Origin of the sequence: Streptomyces sp. NPDC001536 (genome assembly GCF_042894505.1) — a bacterium.
Classification (GTDB): Bacteria; Actinomycetota; Actinomycetes; order Streptomycetales; family Streptomycetaceae; genus Streptomyces.
Genome location: NZ_JBIAVQ010000010.1, coordinates 378,519 through 396,699 on the forward strand (window position 1 = coordinate 378,519; position 18,181 = coordinate 396,699).

Below are 18,181 nucleotides of genomic sequence, written 5' to 3' on the forward strand. Positions count from 1 at the left end.
CGGTCTGGAGCTCGACACGGGCCACGCCGGCAGGACGCTGTCGCCGACCTCGGTCCTCTCGGTGAGACAGCGCGGTATGCCGGAGCGATCAACAGGGACTGGCCGGTGCAGGCGAGTTCCCGCTCGGACACGTCCCGTCGTCGGCGATACGGGCGGCCCCCTCGGAGTCCGGCACCGCGGCGAACGGGGGGTCGGAGAGGACCTGGCGGACGTCGTCGTAGCGGGTCAGCAGGACCGCCTCGTCCCCGCTGGGCAGGGTCACCCGGGCCACGGGGCCCTCCTTGCGCAGCAGTCCCCACTCGGCGGGCGACTCCGGCGCCGTACCGCCGTGCCGCCGTACATCGGACAGGTCAGCGCCTGCTGCTCGAAACTCCGGGACATGGGCCCTCCTCCGGTCCGGCGCCATTGCCGCACGGTCAGGCAATCTTGGAGATCCGACCAAGTCAAGCAGTTGACTTAAGATCGTCGAACTCCGGCCGACCGCGTCTCGTGCCCGGGGACGAGGTGCGCGAGGGCGCGTACTGCGTACCGAGTAGCCGCGATTGTCGGCAGGCGCACGACGACATGGAGGGCTCTCACCAGGAAACCTGGGGCGGCCCTCGCCCGTCGTTCCCGGCAGGCATCACCGACCATGTCCTCAGGCACCGACCGGAGAACAGCGATGAGCATCCCCTGGCAGCGTTACGCGGACGACCACGCCCGCACCGTCGACACCATGACGGCGGCTCTGCTGTTCGCGTGTTTTCTGTTCGGCAGCGAGATCAACTTCCCCCGTGTGCGGCAGCCGGACCCGGTGGGGCCCACGATCGCCCTCGCCGCCGTCGCCTGCGGCGCCCTGTTCTGGCAGCGCACCCGCCCCCGCACCGTCGTCGCGGTGACGGCCCTGTGCACCGCCGCCGCCGGCGCACTGGGCCTGCTGCTCACCCCGCTCCTGATGGCCCCGCTCATGCTCGCGCTGTACCGGCTGGCCCTGCACACCGACCGCCGGACCACCCGGTTCGCCTTCCTCGCGGCGCTCGCCCTGCTGATCACGACGGCCTATGCCGCCGACCCCGTCGCGCATCCCTGGCCCCTGAAGACGCTGGGCCCCGCCGCCTGGCTGCTGCTGCCGGTCGCCACCGGCAACGCGGTCCGCTTCCGGGGCGCCTACGTGGAAGCGGTGCAGGCCCGCGCCGAGTACGCCGAACGCGGCCGGGAGGAGGAGGCGCGCCATCGCGTCGCCGAAGAGCGCATGCGCATCGCCCGGGAACTGCACGACGTCGTCGCCCACCATCTCGCCCTGGCCAACGCCCAGGCGGGCACGGCCGCGCATCTGTCGCGCACCCATCCCGAGCAGGTGCACCGAATCCTCACCGACCTGGCCGGCACGACCTCGGCGGCGCTGCGCGAGATGAAGGCCACCGTGGGTCTGCTGCGCGCGACCGACGACCCCGACGCGCCCCTGGCCCCCAGCCCGGGGCTCGGCCGGCTCGACGAACTCACCGCCTCGTTCGAATCGGCCGGCCTCACCGTCCAGGTTGACACGGAGGGCCTGCCCCAGCCCTTGTCGCCGGGCGTGGACCTGACGGCGTACCGCATCGTGCAGGAGGCACTGACCAATGTCACCAAGCACGCGGCGGCCGAGGCGGCCTGGGTGCGCCTGCGGTACGCCACCGACCATCTGACGATCAGCGTGACCGACGACGGGACCTCGACCGGCCCCGGCGTGGCGCCCGGGCAGGGCTTCGGCCTGATCGGCATGCGGGAGCGGGCCCGGTCCATGGGCGGCGCCCTCAAGGCCGGCCATCGCGTCGAGGGCGGCTTCGAGGTGACCACCCGGCTGCCGCTGTACCCCATCGCTCCGGAACCGGAAGAACGGAACCCATGACCATCCGCGTACTGCTCGCCGACGACCAGGCCCTGCTGCGGGCCACCTTCCGGATCCTGATCGACTCCTGCGAGGACATGGAGGTGGTCGCCGAGGCGGCCGACGGCTCCGAGGCCGTCTCCCTGGCCCGGGTCCACCGCCCGGACCTCGTCCTGATGGACATCCGGATGCCGGGCACCGACGGCCTGGCCGCCACGTCCGCCATCTGCGCCGACCCTGACCTGGCCGACACCCGGGTGCTGATCCTGACCACGTTCGAGATCGACGAATACGTCGCCCAGGCGCTGCGGGCCGGGGCGAGCGGCTTCCTCGGCAAAGACGTCACCGCCGACGTGCTGCTGGCCGGGGTGCGGACCGTGGCGTCGGGCGAGTCCCTGCTGTCCCCCGCGGCCACCCGCACGGTGATCGCCCGCTTCCTGGCCGCGCCCGCGCGGGGCGCCCGCCTCGCGGTTCCGGGGGACCTCGTGGCGCTGACCGCGCGTGAGCGTGAGGTGATGGCGTGGGTGGCCGAGGGCCACTCCAACGAGGAGATCGCCCAGAAGCTGTTCGTCAGCCCGTTGACGGTACGCACGCACGTGCACCGCGCCATGACGAAGCTGGGCGCCCGGGACCGCGCGCAACTCGTCGTCATCGCCTACCAGTCGGGGCTCGTACAGGCGCCCTGAGCGGTCAGTTCCCGGCGAGCGTCTCCAGCCACTGCTGCAACAGGGCGGACTCGGCCGGGGTGAAGGACTCGCGCGGCTCCGCGCGCAGCCGGGCCGCGAGGGTGGCGGCCGCGACGGGAACCCCGTCCCCCTGCGCGGGTCCGGCCGGGCGCGTCAGGGAGTCGATCACCGCGTCCCGCAACCGGGCCGAGAATCCCGGATCCGGGTACTGCTCCGGCCTGGTGAGCATCGACAGGGCCGCGCCGACGTTGGCGGACATGACGATCTGCGTGGCCAGGGCGGGCGGGACGGTGAGGCGGCCGGCCGCCGCGCAGCGTTCGAGGATCGCGTGCAGCAGGGCGTGCGCCTCGCTCACGGCGGCGGGCGGGACCGTCAGCTCGGGCGAGTACATCAGGCGGTAGTGGTGGGGGTGCTCCAGCGCGAACCGCATGTGGTTGTCCCAGCCGCTCCGCAGGTCCGCCACCGGATCCTCGCCGGGGCGGGCCGCGCGCTTGGAGGCGAGGTACTCCTCGAATCCCCGGTCCACCACGGCGGCGAGCAGCCCGGCCTTGTCGCCGAACAGCCGGTAGAGCATCGGCGCGCCCACGCCGGCCGCCTCGCACACGGCGCGCGTGGAGACATCGGCGGCCGGGGCCGCGGCCAGCAGTTCCGCGGCGGCTTCCAGGATCTTTTCCCTCGCGTCCATGTCTGCACGGTACGACATTCGTAGCGCTGATACGAGCCGGGGAATACCAACGCTACGGAACCATGTTATCGTCGTTACGTGATACACGTAGCATCGATAACAGAAGGAGCGGACATGACCACACAGCAGCGCGTCGCGATCGTCACCGGAGGGTCGCGCGGCATCGGACGCCAGGTCGCCCAGCAGCTGGCCGCCGACGGGTTCGCCGTCGTCGTGGGTTACGCGGGCAACAAGGACGCGGCCGACGAGGTCGTACGCGCCATCGAGGCCACCGGGGGCTCCGCCCGCGCCGCCCGAGCGGACGTCGGCGACGAGACCGAGGTGGCCGCCCTGTTCGACCTGGCGGAGGAGACGTACGGCGGGGTGGACGCCGTGGTGCACGCGGCGGGGCGGATGCTGCTGTCGCCGGTCGCGGAGCTCGATCTCGACGAGCTCGACGCCCTGTACCGCACCAACATCCGCGGCACCTTCGCCGTCGGACAGCAGGCCGCCCGCCGGCTGCGTCCGGGCGGGGCGCTGGTGAACTTCTCCAGCTCCGTCGTCGGCCTCGCCTTCCCGACCTATGGCGCGTACGCCGCGAGCAAGGGGGCGGTCGAGGCGCTGACGCTGGTCCTCGCCCGGGAGCTGCGGGGCCGTGACGTCACCGTGAATGTGGTCGCGCCCGGCCCCACCGCCACCGACCTCTTCCTCGACGGCAAGGACGAGGAGACCGTCGCGCGACTGGCCGCGCAGCCGCCGCTGGAGCGCCTCGGGACACCGCGGGACATCGCCTCCGTGGTCTCCTTCCTGGTCGGTCCGGGCGGGCACTGGGTCAACGGGCAGGTGCTGCGGGCCAACGGCGGGATCATCTGAGGGTCCGACAGGACCCACGGGACCGGAAGGTCGTCGAGACGCGTCCTGCCCTCGCCCAGGACACCGCCGTTCAGGCGAAACCGCCCCCACGCGCGCGTGGCGACACCGGGCCCCGTCGACAACTGACCCGTGAGCCTCCCCCTGATCCCGCCCATGCTCGCCACCTCCGGCGCCCTGCCCTCGGTCACCCAGGACGCGCACTGGGCCTATGAGACCAAGCAGGACGGCCAGCGCGTCGTCGTGTACCTCGCCGGGGACGGAGGCGTGGTGCTGCGCGCCCGCTCCGGGGAGGACATCACCGCCGCCTATCCCGAACTGGGGGCGCTCGGCGGCGCGCTCGGCACGCTGCCCGCCGTACTGGACGGCGAGATCCTGGCGCTCGACGAACAGGGCCGGGCCGACTTCCAGTTGCTCCAGTCCCGCATGGGGCTGGCCCACTCCCCGGGCAAGGCCGCCCGGAAGGCCGGCGAAGTCCCCGTCCACCTGGTGCTGTTCGACGTGATGCACCTGGCGGGACACTCCCTGACCGCCCTCCCCTACGTCCGACGGCGCGGACAGCTGGAGGAGCTGGGCCTCGATGGCCCCTTTTGGTCGACCCCGGGCGCCATCGTCGGCCACGGCCAACAGGCGCTGGAGGCCACCCGCGACCACGGCCTGGAAGGCCTGGTCTGCAAGCGGCTCGACTCGGTCTACGAGCCCGGGGTGCGCTCCCGCGCCTGGATCAAGATCCGCAACATGCGCAGTGAGGACGTCATCGTCGGCGGCTGGCTGCCCGGCAAGGGACGGCTGACGGGCCTGCCGGGCGCCGTGCTGGTCGGACAGCGCACCGCGGGCCGCCTGCGGTACGTCGGCAACGTGGGCACCGGCTGGAACGAGACCGAACGGACCCAACTCGCCGCGCTCCTCGGGGCCGCGGCGACGAACGCGTGCCCCTTCGACGCCCCGCCGCCGGTCGCGGGCGCGCACTGGGTCCTGCCCCGGCTGGTCGGCGAGGTCCGCTACAGCACCCGCACCCGGGCCGGACTGCTGCGCCAGCCCTCCTGGTTGCGGCTGCGACCCGACCTCGCTCCGGAGGAGTCGGCGGCCGACCTTCCGGACGATCTCGTCTGACATCTCGAACAAGATCCAACTGTTCGGACGGTTGTTACCAGAGAGTCGCTTACGGACTCTTGGCGCGGACATGAAAAATCGGGAAGCTGAACCTCCCGTTCCCCCACAGCCGTTGGGCTGCGCCCGCACCAAGAGGAGGACGCAGTGTCGTCTCCGTCGTTCAAGAAGCACCGTGCGAGATGGTTCACCGGCCTGGCCGGCGCCGCCGCCCTGGTCGTCGCCTTCCCCAGCGCCGCCCTCGCCGCCCCGCCCGCGGCCCTGCCGTCCAACGCCGAGTCGGCCGAGTACACCTACCAGCCGGCCTGGGACTACGACACCGACGGCTGCTACCCCACGCCCGCGATCGGCCCCGACGGCACGGTCAACGGCGGCCTGAACCCGACGGGTTCGCTCAGCGGCGAGTGCCACGACCTCTCGGACCTCAACAACACCAACTCGTACTCGCGCTACAAGTGCAACAACGGCTGGTGTGCCTACATGTACGGCCTGTACTTCGAGAAGGACCAGGCTCTGGCGAACAGCAGCATCGGCGGTCACCGGCACGACTGGGAGCACGTCGTGATCTGGGTGCAGAACGGCACGATCCAGTACGTGTCGACGTCCGCCCACGGCTCGTACTCGACGACCGCGACCTCCGGCGTCCGCTTCGACGGCACCCACGCGAAGATCGTCTACCACAAGGACGGCGCCAGCACCCACGCCTTCCGGCTGGCCAACTCCAATGACGAGCCGCCGGAGAACGCCAAGGGCACCTGGCAGTACCCGCCGCTGGTCGGCTGGAACGGCTACCCCTCGGGCGTCCGCGACAAGCTGGTCGCGTACAACTTCGGCAGCGCCAACTTCGCCCTGAAGGACGCGAACTTCGCCTCCGACCTGACGAAGGCCAAGCCGTCGGGGATCTCGTTCGACCCCAACGCCTGATCCGGCGCGCATCGGGCGCGGGACCTAGGACCCGTGCACCCCGCGGCTTCCGTCCCGCGCCCGATCCCGGCACCGGCGCATGAGGCATACCGTCCGGCTCATGGACGACAGCGACACGAGCGGACAGCTCGAAGAAGCCCTGGAACGCCTCCACGCCTCCGGCCCCGAACGCGACGGCTGGCTGTCCAACCACGCCCCCATGGTCGTCGAGGCGCTCGCCGCCCACGGACGGGCGGGGGCGGTGCACCACTGGGTGGACCTCTACCGCGACAAGCTGGAGGACTTCCCCGACCGCGTGGCCCCCGTCACCGACGCCAACTGGCAGGAGGCGCTGGGCGATCCACGCCGGATCGCGGACTGGACCGACCACTACTCCCGCACCCTCGCCGAACGCCCGTGGCGGGACGTCCTCGCCGAGTGGTGGCCGCGCCTGCTGCCCGGTCTGTACGGCGGCGCCACCCACACCGTCATACGGGTCGGCCACGCCGTACGCGCCCTGGAAACCGGCGAGAACGCGCCCCGCACCACCGAACTCGCCCACGCGCTCGGCTACTGGGCGGCCCGGCACCAGCCGGTGACCGGCGTCGCCGCGCTGCCGGGCGCGCCGACCGCCGGCGAGGCCCTGGACGCCGTGCCCCCGATCGAGCCGGGCCACATGGGGTTCCGCGAGCGCCTCGCGGCCGTACACCGACTGCCCGCATGGGCGGCCGAGGTGACCGACCCGGACACGGCCCGCGCCCGGCTGACCGAACTCGTGCGCGCCGCGACCCATCGGTACGCCACCCACGGCCACGGCGAGCCGACGATGCTCGTGCACGCCGCCACCGCGCCCAACGCCGTGCTGCGCACCCTGGATTCGCTGCCCCGCGAGCTGTGGGCCCCGAGCCTGCACGCGGCGTGGAGCGCGTCCGCGGCGGTCACCGCGATGTACGCGCCCGCGGAGCCGATCACCTACACACCGCCCGCCCGGCTCACCGCCGAGGAGGTCATGGAGCGGGCCCTCGCCCACGGCGACGAGCACGTCATCAAGCTGACCGACACGGCTCTGGACGTCGGCGACGAACTGGCGCTCGCCGCGGCGCTGCGGTCGGTCGAGATGAGTGCTCCGCTCGTCGCATAAACGTGTGGATCACCGCTCCCGGCCGTCGCTAGGGTGCGCCCATGGACGAGGAGGAGGCCTGGGTCAACGCGCGGATGCTGTTCCAGGCGTTGCGCGACCACGACGGTGCGGACGTGTACGCCGCCGTGGTGGAACCCTGGCTCGCCCGGGCCCGGATCGCCTACCGCGGGGCGCTCGCCTCGGGCGTGGAGCTGCTGGTCGAGACGGCGGTGGAGGGACCGGACGAGCGGTGCGGCGACCTGCTGTGGGAGCTGTACGCGCTGAGCCGGGTCAGCGATGTCCTGTTGACGGGCTTCCAGCCGGCCGGTGAGCACGCCGGTGTCTGGCCCGCCGTCTCGCAGGACGAGTATCTCGGGCTCTTCACGGGCCTGGGCCTGACGCCGTTCGAGGAGAGCGGCGTCTTCGACCCGTTCCTGCACGAGATCGTGGAGGTCGAGCAGGCGCAGGACCCGGACGAGCCGGTACGGATCACCGATGTCGTGTGGCCCGGACTGTGGTTCGGGTCCCTGCTGTTCTCCCGGGCCGGGGTGCGGGTGCGCGCGGGTGCAAGGCACGCCGAGCGCGGGGTGGCCGACCGTTCGCCGCTCTACTGGACCTATGTGCGCCGGCACCGCCCGACCGTGGACCTCTCGCAGGGCTGGGGGCACAACTCCCAGTGGCGTACGGACTTCCGGGTGGATCTGAGAACCGCGTCCGGTGACGAGATCAACGCCTGCGGGCGCGAGGACATCGACGCCGAGGACTGGACCGCCCCCGGGCTGTCCCCGCGGGAGCGCCGTGAACTGCTGCGTCACCGCTGCCTGGTGCGCACGCCGGACGCCGAGGACGCGGCGGGTGAGGAGTTCTTCCCCTTCGACTGGCGCGCGTGAAGCGCTGTACGGCACAGCCGCACGGCCGTGAGGGTCTATCGTGTCCCGCATGTCCGTGCCCGAACTGATCCGTATCGTCTCCCGCGACTCGCCCATGGCGCTCGCCCAAGTGGAGCGTGTCCGCGCCGAGTTGACCGTGCTGTACCCCGGGGTGCGCACCGAGGTCGTGCCGGTGAAGACGACCGGCGACAAGTGGATGGGCGACCTGTCGAAGGTCGAGGGCAAGGGCGCCTTCACCAAGGAGGTCGACGCCGCGCTGCTCGCCGGCGAGGCCGATCTCGCGGTGCACTGTGTGAAGGACGTGCCCGCCGACCGGCCGCTCCCGGCGGGGACGACGTTCGCCGCGTTCCTCAAGCGGGACGACATCCGCGACGCCCTGATCCATCCGGGCGGGCTCACCCTGGACGAGCTTCCGGCCGGTACCCGCATCGGGACCTCCTCGGTCCGCCGGGTCGCGCAACTGGCGGCAACTCACCCGGAGTTGGAGTGCGTACCGTTCCGCGGCAACGCCAACCGGCGGCTGGCGAAGCTGGCGGCCGGAGAGGCGGACGCGCTGCTGCTCGCGGTGTCGGGCCTGGAGCGCATCGGCCGTGCGGACGTGATCAGCGAGATCCTCTCTCCCGAGACGATGATGCCGCCGATCGGCGCGGGCATCCTGGCCCTCCAGTGCCGTGAGGGCGACACCGACCTGATCGACGCGGTCAGCGGGCTCGGCGATCCGGACACCCACCGGGAGGCCACCGCGGAGCGCATGCTCCTGCATGTCCTCCAGGGCCACTGCAACAGCCCGATCGCCGGGTACGCGCGCGTGGACCACGGGGGCGAACTGTCCCTGCGGGCCTGTGTGTTCACCCCGGACGGCAAGACCCGGCTCAACGCCCACGAGTGGGCGGGCCGGCTCGACCCGGCCACGCTGGGCACCTCGGTCGCGGTGGCACTGCTGCGTCAGGGCGCCCGCGAGATCATCGACGGCATCCCGCACTGACCGTCAGGCGTCAGGCGGTGCCCTCTTCGGCCTGGTCCCGCAGGAAGTTGCTCACCTGGTGGGCCAGGCCGTCGCGGCCGCAAGCCGCCTGGACGGCGCCCTCCTGGAGACCGATGCCGCCCGCCCACAGCCGGCGGTCGGCCCAGTCGTCGTCGACCCGCAGCTGGATCTGCACGTCGACCAGGCTCAGGGACGCCTCGGGGCCGGCCGCGTAGAGCACGGCGGTGGCCCGGCGCAGCGGGTAGACGTCGAAGCCCTCGATGAACTGCGAGTTGCGCCAGTCGATGAACGCGCTCTCGCCGTCGGGACCGAGCCGGACGTCGATCTGGCCGTCCTCCAGGTGGATGGTGGAGTGCCGGTCGCCGCGGTTCTCGACGGTCACGCGGACCCTGAAGTACGTGAGCCCCTCGGCGGCGTCGTCCCGGCCGCGTGGTGGCTCGGAGGCTTCCAGCCCGTGGACGCGGACACGCAGGCCGGCATGCTCGTCGTACTCCTGCCAGTCCCCGACCACGTTCGGCTCGTACACAATCCACCTCTTGTCCCTCAGAGAGCTGCTTCCTATCTGTGTGCTCAGTGCACTGTCAAATGAGCAGAATGCGCTGTGGCCAGCGGGTTCACCCCCTTTGATCAGTGATCAAGCCGTGCGCAGGAAGAACTCGCCGACAGGGGGCGCACCGCGCCCGGTGGGCGTGCCGCACATCACGTCGACGCGCATGATCAGCGTGCGAGACGGCCGAGCAGCGAGGAGGCCGCGGCGATGCCCAGTGCGGCGGCGACGAACAGCACCGCGAAGTCCAGCGCGAGATGGTCGGGCGTGCCGAGGAGGAGGCCGCGCAGGGCGTCCACTTGATAGCTGAGCGGGTTGACCTTGCTGACCGCCTGGAGCCAGCCGGGCATGACGGACAGCGGGTAGAGGGCGTTGGAGCCGAAGAACAGCGGCATGGTGATGGCCTGCCCGAAGCCCATCAGCCGGTCGCGGCTGAGGACGATGCCCGCGATGGTCATGGACAGACAGGAGAAGAAGGCCGATCCGAGGACGACGACCGCCGCGACGCCGAGCAGCTTGAGCGGGTTCCAGGTCAGGGCGACGCCGAGCACGGCGGCGATGAGGATCACGACGACGGCCTGGACCAGGGACTTCACCCCGGCCGCGAACGCCTTCCCGGTGATCAGCGCCGAGCGCGGGGTCGGGGTGACGAGGAGCTTGTTGAGGATGCCGGCGTCCCGTTCCCAGATGATCTGGATACCGTAGAAGATCGCGATGAACATCGCGGACTGGGCGATGATGCCGGGCGCCAGATAGTCGATGTAGGGGACGCCGCCGGTGGGGATCGCCTTGATCCGGGTGAAGGTCTGGCCGAAGATCAGCAGCCACAGGGCGGGTTGGACGGCCCGGGTGTAGAGCTCGGTGCGGTCGTGGCGCAGCTTCTGGAGTTCGACGGCGCACATCGCGCCGACCCGGGCGGGCAGCAGCCGCCAGCCCGCGCGGGGCTGCGGCGGCTTCAGCAGCAGACCGATGCGGTCAGCCGACACGGCCGGCGGTGCGGCGGGTGCTTCGGACATCGCGGAAGTCTCCTGACTGGTCGTCGAGTCCGCTGCCGGCGATGTCACGGAAGACGTCCTCCAGCGTGGGCAGCGGGTCGGTGGCCCGGGCGCCCCGGCGCTCGCCGAGTCCCCGGCGCAGTTCCTCCGGGGTGCCGTGGGCGCGTATGCGGCCGCGGTGCATGAGGGCGACCCGGTCGCAGTACTGGTCGGCCTCGTCCATGTAGTGGGTGGTGACCAGCACGGTCATGCCGGTGGCCGCGCGGACCGCGTTGATGTGCTCCCACACTCCGGTCCGGGCGATCGGGTCGAGGCCGATGGTCGGCTCGTCGAGGATCAGCAGCCGGGGCGCGCTGACCAGGGCCTGGGCGAGTTCGAGGCGGCGGACCATGCCGCCGGAGTAGGTCTTGGCGAGCCGGTCGGCCGCGTCGGTGAGGTCGACGGCGTCCAGGGCCTGGGCGACGCGGGCGGCGCGCTCGTGGCGGGACACGTCGAAGACCCGGGCGAACAGGGCGACGTTCTCACGGCCGGTCAGTCCCTGGTCGGCGGACAGCTGCTGCGGCACATAGCCGAGCAGCCGCCGCACGGCCATCCGGTCCCCGGCGGTGTCGTGCCCGAAGACGCGGACCATGCCCGCCGGTACCGGCAGGAGGGTGGTCATACAGCGGATCGCCGTGGTCTTCCCGGCGCCGTTGGGGCCGAGCAGTCCGAAGACCTCGCCCTCGGCCACGGTGAGGTCGAGCCCGTCGACGGCGTTGGTGTCACCGAAGGCGTAGACGAGTCCGGTGCAGGTGACGGCGTGCTGTGTCACGGTTCCTCCCCCAGGTTGTCGGCCAGACGGCGCAGGGCCGGGATCGCCGCCGCGAGGGTTTCCAGGTCGGCCTCGTCGAGCCGGGCCACCTGATGTCGTACGAGGTCGGCACGGCGTTCGCGCCACTGGCTGAGCCGCGCCCCGGCCGCGGGAGTGGGCATCAGACGGGCGGCACGCCGGTCGGCCGGGTCGGTCTCGCGGACCAGGTAGCCCTGCCGGGCCAGCTGGTTGACGAGCGTCGACACCGAATTGCTCGCCAGATACAGCTCCTTGGCGGCGTCCGAGATCCCGATCCCGGGCCGGTCCACGACCAGCCGCAGCAGTTCGACCTCGGCGCCGCGCAACTGCGGTGCGGGCATCTCGCGGCGCAGCCTGCGCCGGATCAGCCGCTGGACACCGACAAGCGCGTCGGCGAGCTCCTCGGGGAAGGTCTCCTGTTCCACGCGGTCGAGATTACCTCTGTAGCAGAGGTAATGGACCCAACGAAGGGTCAAGCAATGGCGCACGAAAAGGACCGACAAAACACCCTATTTGTTTTAAACCGCCCTCCCCGGGCATCAGGACATCAGTGCTTCGGACAGGAGGCACGTCCGTGGGAGGTGTCCCCGGTGTCCTCTGCCAGGTCCGAGTGCGCGTCTCCCATGGTGTCTGTCCCGCCGGCACCTGCTGAGGGAGGTGCGCGCGATGCGCGTCACCACCAGAACCAAGCCGCATCCGCACGACGACGCCCCCGACACCGCCGCCGACTTCGAACGCCTCGCCACCCTGCCCGAGGGCCCGGCACGCAAGGCTCTCCGGGACGAGCTGGTCGAGGTGTGGCTGCCGATGGCCGAACGGATCGCGGTCCGCTTCAAGGGCCGTGGCGAGTCCCTGGAGGATCTTTACCAGGTGGCCGCCCTGGGCCTGGTGAAGGCCGTCGACCACTACGACCCCGCGCGCGGCCACGCCTTCGAGGCGTATGCCGTGCCCACCGTGACCGGCGAGATCAAACGCCACTTCCGCGACCACATGTGGACGCTCCACGTACCGCGCCGGGTCCAGGACCTGCGCAACCGGGTGCGCGGCACCCTCAAGGAGCTGTCGCAGACCACCGCGGGGCGGGCCCCCACCGTCGCCGAGATCGCCGAGTGCGCCCAGCTCAGCGAGGACGAGGTACGCACCGGCATGGAGGCCCTGGAGTGCTTCTCGGCGCTGTCCCTGGAGGCGGAGATGCCCGGCACCGACGGGTACGCCCTGGGCGACGCGCTCGGCGCCCCCGACCCCCGCTACGACGTGATCGTGGACCGCGTCGCCGTGGGCCCCTGTCTGCGGGCGCTGCCCGAGCGCGAGCAGACCATTCTCTATCTGCGGTTCTTCCAGGGCATGACGCAGAGCCGCATAGCCGAGGAACTGGGCATCTCCCAGATGCACGTCTCCCGTCTTCTGAGCGGCTGCTTCGACCGGATCCGTGAGGAACTGCTGGCCGACGCCCGGTGACGCCGGGAGATCACTCCGGCGGCGCCTCCGGGATCTGCGTCGGGCCGTGGCGGTCCAGGGCCGCCTCCAGCTCGGCGCGGATCTCCGGGGGCAGATCCCCGTTCCGCCCCCAGATCAGGATCAGCTCGGCGACGTTGCGCAGCTTGATGTTGGTGCGCTGGGAGACGTCCTTCAGGACGACCCAGCCCTCGTCCGGCGGCACCCGTCCGAGCGCCACCATCATGCCGATCGCCTGGTCCACGACGGCATGCGAGGCGATGGCCTCCTTGAGCTGCTCGACCTCTTCCTGGAGCTCGAGAATGCGGCCCGCCTCGTCACCGGGCTCGTCCCGTCCCGCGGTCATCCCCCCATCCTGCTCACTCCACCGGCCCAGTGCCACCGGGCGCGGACCACGCGTTTCGGCCACGTCCGCCGGGTACTCGACAGGCGCCCGGAGCGGTTCCGGTTGGACACTGTTAGAAGACCGGTGGCTGCCGGCCGGCGAGATCAGGACGCGACTGACATGAATCACGACACCAGACGACCCGGTGGCACGACGGACATCGTCTCCACGCACGCCGTGTTCGGCGCGCCCTGCTGGGTCAGCCTGACCACCCGGGACCAGGAGACCGCCGAGGCGTTCTACTCCGCCGTCCTCGGCTGGCAATGGCGCCCGGCCAAGCTCGGCGACCGGTTCCGGATGGCGGTCGTGGACGACACGCCGGTGGCCGGAATCGCCGCGGTCGCCACGATGTGGCAGATGGCGGTGGCGTGGATGCCGTACTTCGCCGTGCGCAGCGCGGACGAGGTCGTGGCGCGCGTGCAGGAACGGGGCGGCACGGCCGCCGTGGGCCCGCTCTCCTTCCCGCCCGGAAGGGCGGCGCTGCTGGCCGACCGGGACGGGGCGACCTTCGGGATCTGGGAGGGAGAGCTCGTCGCCAACTGGGGGAAATGGCGGCGCGCGGCCCCGACCTTCATCAGACTGCACACCCGTGACGCCTTCGACGCCGCCATCTTCTACGGCGAGGTCCTCGACTGGGCGTCGGACCGTCCCGGCTGCTGCGAGGTCCAGTACGAGGGCGGCGAGGTCGTGCTGCGCAGCGAGGGCGACATCGTGGCCCGTATCGAGTCGGGGGCGCTGGACGCGGCACCCGACCCCACCATTCGGCCCCATTGGCAGGTGCATTTCGCCGTCTCGGACGTCGGCGCCTGCGCCCAGGCCGCGGAGGAGCACGGGGGCAGCGTCCTGTCGAAGGGCGGCGACGAGGCCGTGCTGCGCGATCCCGACGGCGCGCGGTTCACGGTGACGGAGCGCCGGACGCGCTGAGCCCGTCCGGCGCGCCCGCCGCCTTCCTAGGTACCTTCCGCGGCCTGCGGCGGATTCGCCGGGGGCCGTGACAGCAGGACCAGGCTGCGGGCCTCGACCGTCAGAGTCGAGTCCGCCTTGTGGTCCGTCCCGTCGGGGGCGCCCTTCGGCTCCGCCGTGTCGATCAGGGTCGTCCAGCGCTCGCCGTAGGCCGGTTCCGGCAGCCGGAAGGAGACCGGCTCCCAGTAGCCGTTGAGCAGCAGCAGGAAAGAGTCGTCCAGCACGGTCCGGCCGCAGGGGTCCGGTTCGGCGATGGCGTCACCGTTGAGGAAGACACCGACGGCGTGCGCGTCGGAACGCAGCCAGTCCCCGTCGGTCATCTCGCGCGCGTCCGGCGCGAACCACACGAGGTCGGGCAGCGGCTGGCCCGCGTGCGTCACGGTCTCACCGCGGAAGAAGCGCCGACGGCGCAGTACGGGGTGGGCGGCGCGCAGTCCGATGACGTACCGCGTGAAGTCGGCGAGGTCGCGCTGCCGGCCGGTCAGCCGCCAGTCGATCCAGGAGACCTCGTTGTCCTGGCAGTAGGCGTTGTTGTTGCCGCGCTGGGTGCGGCCGAGTTCGTCGCCGTGGCAGATCATGGGGATGCCCTGCGAGAGCAGGAGCGTGGCCAGGAAGTTGCGCTGCTGGCGGGCGCGCAGTTCGAGCACGGACGCGTCGTCGGTCTCACCCTCCGCGCCGCAGTTCCAGGACCGGTTGTCGCTCTCGCCGTCCCGGTTGCCCTCGCCGTTGGCCTCGTTGTGCTTGTCGTTGTACGAGACGAGGTCGCGCAGGGTGAAACCGTCGTGCGCGGTCACGAAGTTGACGCTGGCCCGCGGCCTGCGCCGGCTGTGCTGGTAGAGGTCGGAGGAGCCGGTCAGCCGGGAGGCGAAGTCACCGAGCGTGTGCTCGCCGCCGCGCCAGAAGTCCCGGACGGTGTCCCGGTACTTGCCGTTCCACTCCGACCACAGGGGCGGGAAGTTGCCCACCTGGTAGCCGCCCTCGCCCACGTCCCACGGTTCCGCGATCAGCTTGACGCGGCTGATCACCGGGTCCTGCTGGATCAGGTCGAAGAACGCCGAGAGCCGGTCCACCTCGTGGAACTGCCGGGCCAGGGTCGCCGCGAGGTCGAAGCGGAAGCCGTCGACATGCATCTCGGTGACCCAGTAGCGCAGCGAGTCCATGATCAGCTGGAGCACGTAGGGGTGCCGCATCAGCAGGCTGTTCCCGGTGCCGGTGGTGTCGTAGTAGTGGCTCCAGTCACCGTCCACCAGACGGTAGTAGGAGGCGTTGTCGATGCCCCGGAAGGAGAGCGTCGGCCCCTTCTCGTTGCCCTCGGCGGTGTGGTTGTAGACGACGTCCAGGATCACTTCGAGGCCGGCCTCGTGCAGGGTCCGCACCATCGACTTGAACTCGTTGACCTGCTGACCGCGGGTGCCGTCGGCGGCGTAGGCGTTGTGCGGGGCGAAGAAGCCGATCGTGTTGTAGCCCCAGTAGTTGGACAGGCCGCGGCCCCGCAGCACCCCGTCCTGGACGAACTGGTGCACCGGCATCAGCTCGACCGCCGTCACCCCGAGGGACGTCAGATGCCCGACGACCGCGGGGTGCGCCAACCCCGCGTAGGTGCCGCGGAGTTCGGCCGGGACGTCGGGATGGGTGCGGCTCAGGCCGCGGACGTGGGCCTCGTAGATGACGGTGTCGGCGTAGGACCGGCGGGGCGGGCGGTCCTCGCCCCAGTCGAAGAACGGGTCGGTGACCACACCGAGCATGGTGTGTCCGGCGCTGTCGGCGGCCGGGTCGTGGAGCGCGGGGTGATCGTCCACCTGCCCGTCCACCGCCCGGCTGTACGGATCGAGCAGCAGCTTGGCGGGGTTGCAGCGGTGGCCGAGCTCGGGGTGCCAGGGGCCGTGCACCCGGTAGCCGTAGCGCTGCCCCGGGCCGATCCCGGGCAGGTAGCAGTGCCAGACGAAGCCGTCGACCTCCGCCAGCGGGACGCTGCGGTGGCTGCCGTCGTCCTCGACGAGGACGAGTTCGACACACTCGGCGACCTCGCTGAACAGCGCGAAGTTGGTGCCCTGACCGTCGAAGGAGGCGCCCAACGGGTAGGGGTGCCCGCTCCACACGGGCACCCCTGCGTTGCGACGACGCGCTGCGGTCACCGGGCATCCTCCAGAGCGCCCACGACCGGTTCCTCGCGAGGCACCTGAAGCATCTCGCCGACACTCGGCACCGGCACCGTCGGCACGCGCGGGACGCGTTCGCCGGCCCGGGCACGCTGCGAGAACCAGATGACCTTGCTGCCCGTGTCCGTGGCGCAGCATCCCCAGCCGTCGCTCATCGCGGCGATGTGCTCCAGGCAGCCGCGCAGATCCTGGTCCGGGCGCAGATCGCGGTCGTTGTCGCCGACGGCCGTGATGAGGTGCTGGCCGTTCCACCACATCTCGATCGAGGTGAACTTGTCGGTCGCGTGCTCGTCGATGGCCTTCAGCAGCAGCTCGGCACCGCGGCAGACGGGCTGGACCAGGTTGTCGAGGTCCCAGTACCGGAGGTGAGCGGCCAGAATGCGGCTGACCTGGCCGACCCGTTCCGGGGTGACTTCCACATCGAGGTGGTAGTAGCGGGGCACTGCGGTCTTCATCGTCGTTCGCTCCTCACCGGCGAAGCTCCCGCTCCTCCTCGCCCCGGTGGGACGAGCCCCGAACGCGTAGCGTGAGCAGTGATCGCTTCTGAGTCACCTCAACTGTGGGAGTGCTACGCCATTCGTGCAACACGAGCGACCGGCGAGGTGGTTGAAGAACCAACAAGACGTTGCGTCGCCACCCGTGCACCATGAGTGAAACCCTCATGGAAGGTGAACGGCGCCATGCTGCTACCGGCCAAGGCCGAAGTCGCCCGGCAACTGCGGCGTTACCGCGCCTGGGAACGCGTGACGCTGGCCTCCCCCGCCGATCGCGGGGCTCGGGCATCCTTCGAGGACTCGGGCTACACCCTCTGCGTACTCATGGGGAAACGCTGTGCGCGCGAGGCCGCGGACGCCGCCGAGCGCTATCTGCGGACGAACCTCGTCGCCTATCTCCGCGAGCAGGACGAGCAGGTGTGCGCGACCGCCCCGACCAGGCGGGGCCCACCGGTGACGCTCGTGCGCACCCCTGCGGGGAGGTAGCCCCCTTCCGGCGCAGCTTCGACCCCCGGCCGGGCCACAGGCCCGGCCTCGAGCACGGCGGAGGTGAGACCCATGAGCACGAGCCACACCATCGGCCGCATCCCGGTACGGGACGTCCGGCCGGCCGTCGACGGCGGCAGGAGCCCGGCGAAGGCAGTCGTCGGGGAAACGTTCCAGGTGACCGCCACGGTGTTCCGCGAGGGCCATGACGCGGTCGCCGCCAACGTCGTGCTCACCGACCCCGAGGGCCGCCCCGGCCCCTGGACGCCGATGCGCGAACTGGCCCCCGGCAGCGACCGCTGGGGTGCCGACGTCACCCCCGACGCCCTGGGCCACTGGAGTTATCACGTGGAGGCCTGGAGCGACCCGGTCGCCACCTGGCGCCACCACGCCGGCATCAAGATCCCGGTCGGCATCGACGTCGGCCTGGTGCTGGAGGAGGGCGCCGCCCTCTATCTCCGGGCGGCGGCCGGGGTACCGGACGACGAGGGACGCGGACTGGTGCTCGCCGCCGCGGCGGCGTTGCGCGAGGATTCGCTGTCGATCTCGGCGCGGCTGGCGGGGGCGTTGACGCCCGAGGTGGACGCGGTGCTGGCGCGGTATCCGCTGCGGGAGCTGGTGACCGTCTCGGAGACGCTGCCGCTGCTGGTGGAGCGGGAGCGGGCGCTGTACGGGGCCTGGTACGAGTTCTTCCCGCGCTCCGAGGGCACGCCGGAGCGTCCGCACGGCACGTTCCGCACGGCCGCGCGGCGGTTCGAGGCGATCGCGGCGATGGGCTTCGACGTGGTCTATCT

The 18,181-nt window shown here is 71.4% G+C and carries 21 protein-coding genes; 12 read left to right on the forward strand and 9 right to left on the reverse strand.

The window, feature by feature from the left end; translation table 11 throughout:
• Window positions 1–88: 88 nt before the first annotated feature.
• On the reverse strand, window positions 89–271 hold the full coding sequence (locus tag ACFY0U_RS27870) for a hypothetical protein (protein WP_388640269.1): 183 nt from the start codon (window positions 269–271) through the stop codon (window positions 89–91).
• A 390-nt stretch (window positions 272–661) separates the two neighbouring features.
• Between ACFY0U_RS27870 and ACFY0U_RS27875 the strand changes: the two genes are divergently transcribed.
• Both ACFY0U_RS27875 and ACFY0U_RS27880 read left to right on the forward strand, forming a co-directional pair.
• Entirely contained in the window at window positions 662–1,867 is a 1,206-nt protein-coding gene (locus tag ACFY0U_RS27875) for a sensor histidine kinase (protein WP_388640271.1), read from the forward strand.
• Entirely contained in the window at window positions 1,864–2,532 is a 669-nt protein-coding gene (locus ACFY0U_RS27880) for a response regulator (protein ID WP_388640273.1), read from the forward strand. The genes ACFY0U_RS27875 and ACFY0U_RS27880 overlap by 4 nt, the downstream gene beginning before the upstream one ends.
• Window positions 2,533–2,536: 4 nt before the next feature.
• On the opposite strand, the gene ACFY0U_RS27885 is transcribed toward ACFY0U_RS27880, so the two are convergent.
• Window positions 2,537–3,217 (reverse strand): TetR/AcrR family transcriptional regulator, encoded by a 681-nt coding sequence (locus ACFY0U_RS27885; protein WP_388640274.1) that lies wholly within the window; start codon window positions 3,215–3,217, stop codon window positions 2,537–2,539.
• 114 nt (window positions 3,218–3,331) lie between these two features.
• Here ACFY0U_RS27885 and ACFY0U_RS27890 point away from each other — a divergent pair, with 114 nt between their 5' ends.
• The 6 genes from ACFY0U_RS27890 to hemC all read left to right on the forward strand — a co-directional run bounded on the left by ACFY0U_RS27890 (window position 3,332) and on the right by hemC (window position 9,074).
• On the forward strand, window positions 3,332–4,069 hold the full coding sequence (locus tag ACFY0U_RS27890) for an SDR family oxidoreductase (RefSeq protein WP_388640276.1): 738 nt from the start codon (window positions 3,332–3,334) through the stop codon (window positions 4,067–4,069).
• A 129-nt stretch (window positions 4,070–4,198) separates the two neighbouring features.
• Window positions 4,199–5,179: a non-homologous end-joining DNA ligase gene (ligD, locus tag ACFY0U_RS27895; protein ID WP_388640278.1), complete on the forward strand. Its 981-nt coding sequence runs from the start codon at window positions 4,199–4,201 to the stop codon at window positions 5,177–5,179.
• Between the two features lie 144 nt (window positions 5,180–5,323).
• Window positions 5,324–6,100, forward strand: coding sequence for an NPP1 family protein (locus ACFY0U_RS27900; RefSeq protein WP_388640279.1), 777 nt, complete (start codon window positions 5,324–5,326; stop codon window positions 6,098–6,100).
• A gap of 100 nt (window positions 6,101–6,200) precedes the next feature.
• Window positions 6,201–7,220: a questin oxidase family protein gene (locus ACFY0U_RS27905; RefSeq protein ID WP_388640280.1), complete on the forward strand. Its 1,020-nt coding sequence runs from the start codon at window positions 6,201–6,203 to the stop codon at window positions 7,218–7,220.
• Between the two features lie 41 nt (window positions 7,221–7,261).
• Window positions 7,262–8,089, forward strand: a complete 828-nt coding sequence (locus ACFY0U_RS27910) for a hypothetical protein (protein ID WP_388640282.1) — start codon at window positions 7,262–7,264, stop codon at window positions 8,087–8,089.
• A 49-nt stretch (window positions 8,090–8,138) separates the two neighbouring features.
• Window positions 8,139–9,074 carry a hydroxymethylbilane synthase gene (gene hemC / locus ACFY0U_RS27915; RefSeq protein WP_388640284.1) on the forward strand — a complete coding sequence of 312 codons (936 nt, stop codon included), beginning with the start codon at window positions 8,139–8,141 and terminating at the stop codon, window positions 9,072–9,074.
• Between the two features lie 10 nt (window positions 9,075–9,084).
• On the opposite strand, the gene ACFY0U_RS27920 is transcribed toward hemC, so the two are convergent.
• The 4 genes from ACFY0U_RS27920 to ACFY0U_RS27935 form a co-directional block, all read right to left on the reverse strand.
• Entirely contained in the window at window positions 9,085–9,600 is a 516-nt protein-coding gene (locus ACFY0U_RS27920; protein WP_388640285.1) for a hypothetical protein, read from the reverse strand.
• A gap of 191 nt (window positions 9,601–9,791) precedes the next feature.
• A complete protein-coding gene (locus ACFY0U_RS27925) occupies window positions 9,792–10,637 on the reverse strand; it encodes an ABC transporter permease (RefSeq protein ID WP_388640287.1) in 846 nt (281 codons plus the stop codon).
• Entirely contained in the window at window positions 10,597–11,427 is an 831-nt protein-coding gene (locus ACFY0U_RS27930) for an ABC transporter ATP-binding protein (protein ID WP_388640289.1), read from the reverse strand. The genes ACFY0U_RS27925 and ACFY0U_RS27930 overlap by 41 nt, the downstream gene beginning before the upstream one ends.
• Window positions 11,424–11,870 (reverse strand): MarR family winged helix-turn-helix transcriptional regulator, encoded by a 447-nt coding sequence (locus ACFY0U_RS27935; RefSeq protein WP_388640291.1) that lies wholly within the window; start codon window positions 11,868–11,870, stop codon window positions 11,424–11,426. Before ACFY0U_RS27935 ends, ACFY0U_RS27930 begins: the two co-directional genes overlap by 4 nt.
• A gap of 241 nt (window positions 11,871–12,111) precedes the next feature.
• On the opposite strand from ACFY0U_RS27935, the gene ACFY0U_RS27940 reads away from it, so the two are divergent.
• On the forward strand, window positions 12,112–12,903 hold the full coding sequence (locus ACFY0U_RS27940; RefSeq protein ID WP_388640293.1) for a SigB/SigF/SigG family RNA polymerase sigma factor: 792 nt from the start codon (window positions 12,112–12,114) through the stop codon (window positions 12,901–12,903).
• A 10-nt stretch (window positions 12,904–12,913) separates the two neighbouring features.
• Here the strand turns inward: ACFY0U_RS27940 and ACFY0U_RS27945 are convergent, their stop codons facing one another.
• Window positions 12,914–13,246 (reverse strand): ANTAR domain-containing protein, encoded by a 333-nt coding sequence (locus ACFY0U_RS27945; RefSeq protein WP_388640295.1) that lies wholly within the window; start codon window positions 13,244–13,246, stop codon window positions 12,914–12,916.
• Window positions 13,247–13,405: 159 nt separating this feature from the next.
• Here ACFY0U_RS27945 and ACFY0U_RS27950 point away from each other — a divergent pair, with 159 nt between their 5' ends.
• Window positions 13,406–14,209: a VOC family protein gene (locus ACFY0U_RS27950; RefSeq protein WP_388640296.1), complete on the forward strand. Its 804-nt coding sequence runs from the start codon at window positions 13,406–13,408 to the stop codon at window positions 14,207–14,209.
• A gap of 26 nt (window positions 14,210–14,235) precedes the next feature.
• Here the strand turns inward: ACFY0U_RS27950 and glgX are convergent, their stop codons facing one another.
• Window positions 14,236–16,383: a glycogen debranching protein GlgX gene (gene glgX / locus ACFY0U_RS27955; protein ID WP_388640298.1), complete on the reverse strand. Its 2,148-nt coding sequence runs from the start codon at window positions 16,381–16,383 to the stop codon at window positions 14,236–14,238.
• Window positions 16,380–16,862 (reverse strand): pep a2, encoded by a 483-nt coding sequence (locus ACFY0U_RS27960; RefSeq protein ID WP_388640300.1) that lies wholly within the window; start codon window positions 16,860–16,862, stop codon window positions 16,380–16,382. Before ACFY0U_RS27960 ends, glgX begins: the two co-directional genes overlap by 4 nt.
• Window positions 16,863–17,087: 225 nt before the next feature.
• Here ACFY0U_RS27960 and ACFY0U_RS27965 point away from each other — a divergent pair, with 225 nt between their 5' ends.
• Together ACFY0U_RS27965 and ACFY0U_RS27970 are read left to right on the forward strand one after the other, a co-directional pair.
• Entirely contained in the window at window positions 17,088–17,387 is a 300-nt protein-coding gene (locus tag ACFY0U_RS27965) for a DUF5133 domain-containing protein (protein ID WP_388640302.1), read from the forward strand.
• Window positions 17,388–17,459: 72 nt separating this feature from the next.
• A partial coding sequence (locus tag ACFY0U_RS27970; protein WP_388640304.1) for a maltotransferase domain-containing protein occupies window positions 17,460–18,181 on the forward strand: 722 nt, incomplete at its 3' end.

Excerpts from the sequence above, each read along its gene's own strand:
- ACFY0U_RS27875 (WP_388640271.1), top strand. The coding sequence starts at position 662 with ATGAGCATCCCCTGGCAGCGTTACGCGGACGACCACGCCCGCACCGTC.
- ACFY0U_RS27880 (WP_388640273.1), top strand. The coding sequence starts at position 1,864 with ATGACCATCCGCGTACTGCTCGCCGACGACCAGGCCCTGCTGCGGGCC.
- ACFY0U_RS27885 (WP_388640274.1), bottom strand. The coding sequence starts at position 3,217 with ATGGACGCGAGGGAAAAGATCCTGGAAGCCGCCGCGGAACTGCTGGCC.
- ACFY0U_RS27890 (WP_388640276.1), top strand. The coding sequence starts at position 3,332 with ATGACCACACAGCAGCGCGTCGCGATCGTCACCGGAGGGTCGCGCGGC.
- ACFY0U_RS27905 (WP_388640280.1), top strand. The coding sequence starts at position 6,201 with ATGGACGACAGCGACACGAGCGGACAGCTCGAAGAAGCCCTGGAACGC.
- ACFY0U_RS27910 (WP_388640282.1), top strand. The coding sequence starts at position 7,262 with ATGGACGAGGAGGAGGCCTGGGTCAACGCGCGGATGCTGTTCCAGGCG.
- hemC (WP_388640284.1), top strand. The coding sequence starts at position 8,139 with ATGTCCGTGCCCGAACTGATCCGTATCGTCTCCCGCGACTCGCCCATG.
- ACFY0U_RS27925 (WP_388640287.1), bottom strand. The coding sequence starts at position 10,637 with ATGTCCGAAGCACCCGCCGCACCGCCGGCCGTGTCGGCTGACCGCATC.
- ACFY0U_RS27940 (WP_388640293.1), top strand. The coding sequence starts at position 12,112 with ATGCGCGTCACCACCAGAACCAAGCCGCATCCGCACGACGACGCCCCC.
- ACFY0U_RS27945 (WP_388640295.1), bottom strand. The coding sequence starts at position 13,246 with ATGACCGCGGGACGGGACGAGCCCGGTGACGAGGCGGGCCGCATTCTC.
- ACFY0U_RS27950 (WP_388640296.1), top strand. The coding sequence starts at position 13,406 with ATGAATCACGACACCAGACGACCCGGTGGCACGACGGACATCGTCTCC.
- ACFY0U_RS27960 (WP_388640300.1), bottom strand. The coding sequence starts at position 16,862 with ATGAAGACCGCAGTGCCCCGCTACTACCACCTCGATGTGGAAGTCACC.
- ACFY0U_RS27965 (WP_388640302.1), top strand. The coding sequence starts at position 17,088 with ATGCTGCTACCGGCCAAGGCCGAAGTCGCCCGGCAACTGCGGCGTTAC.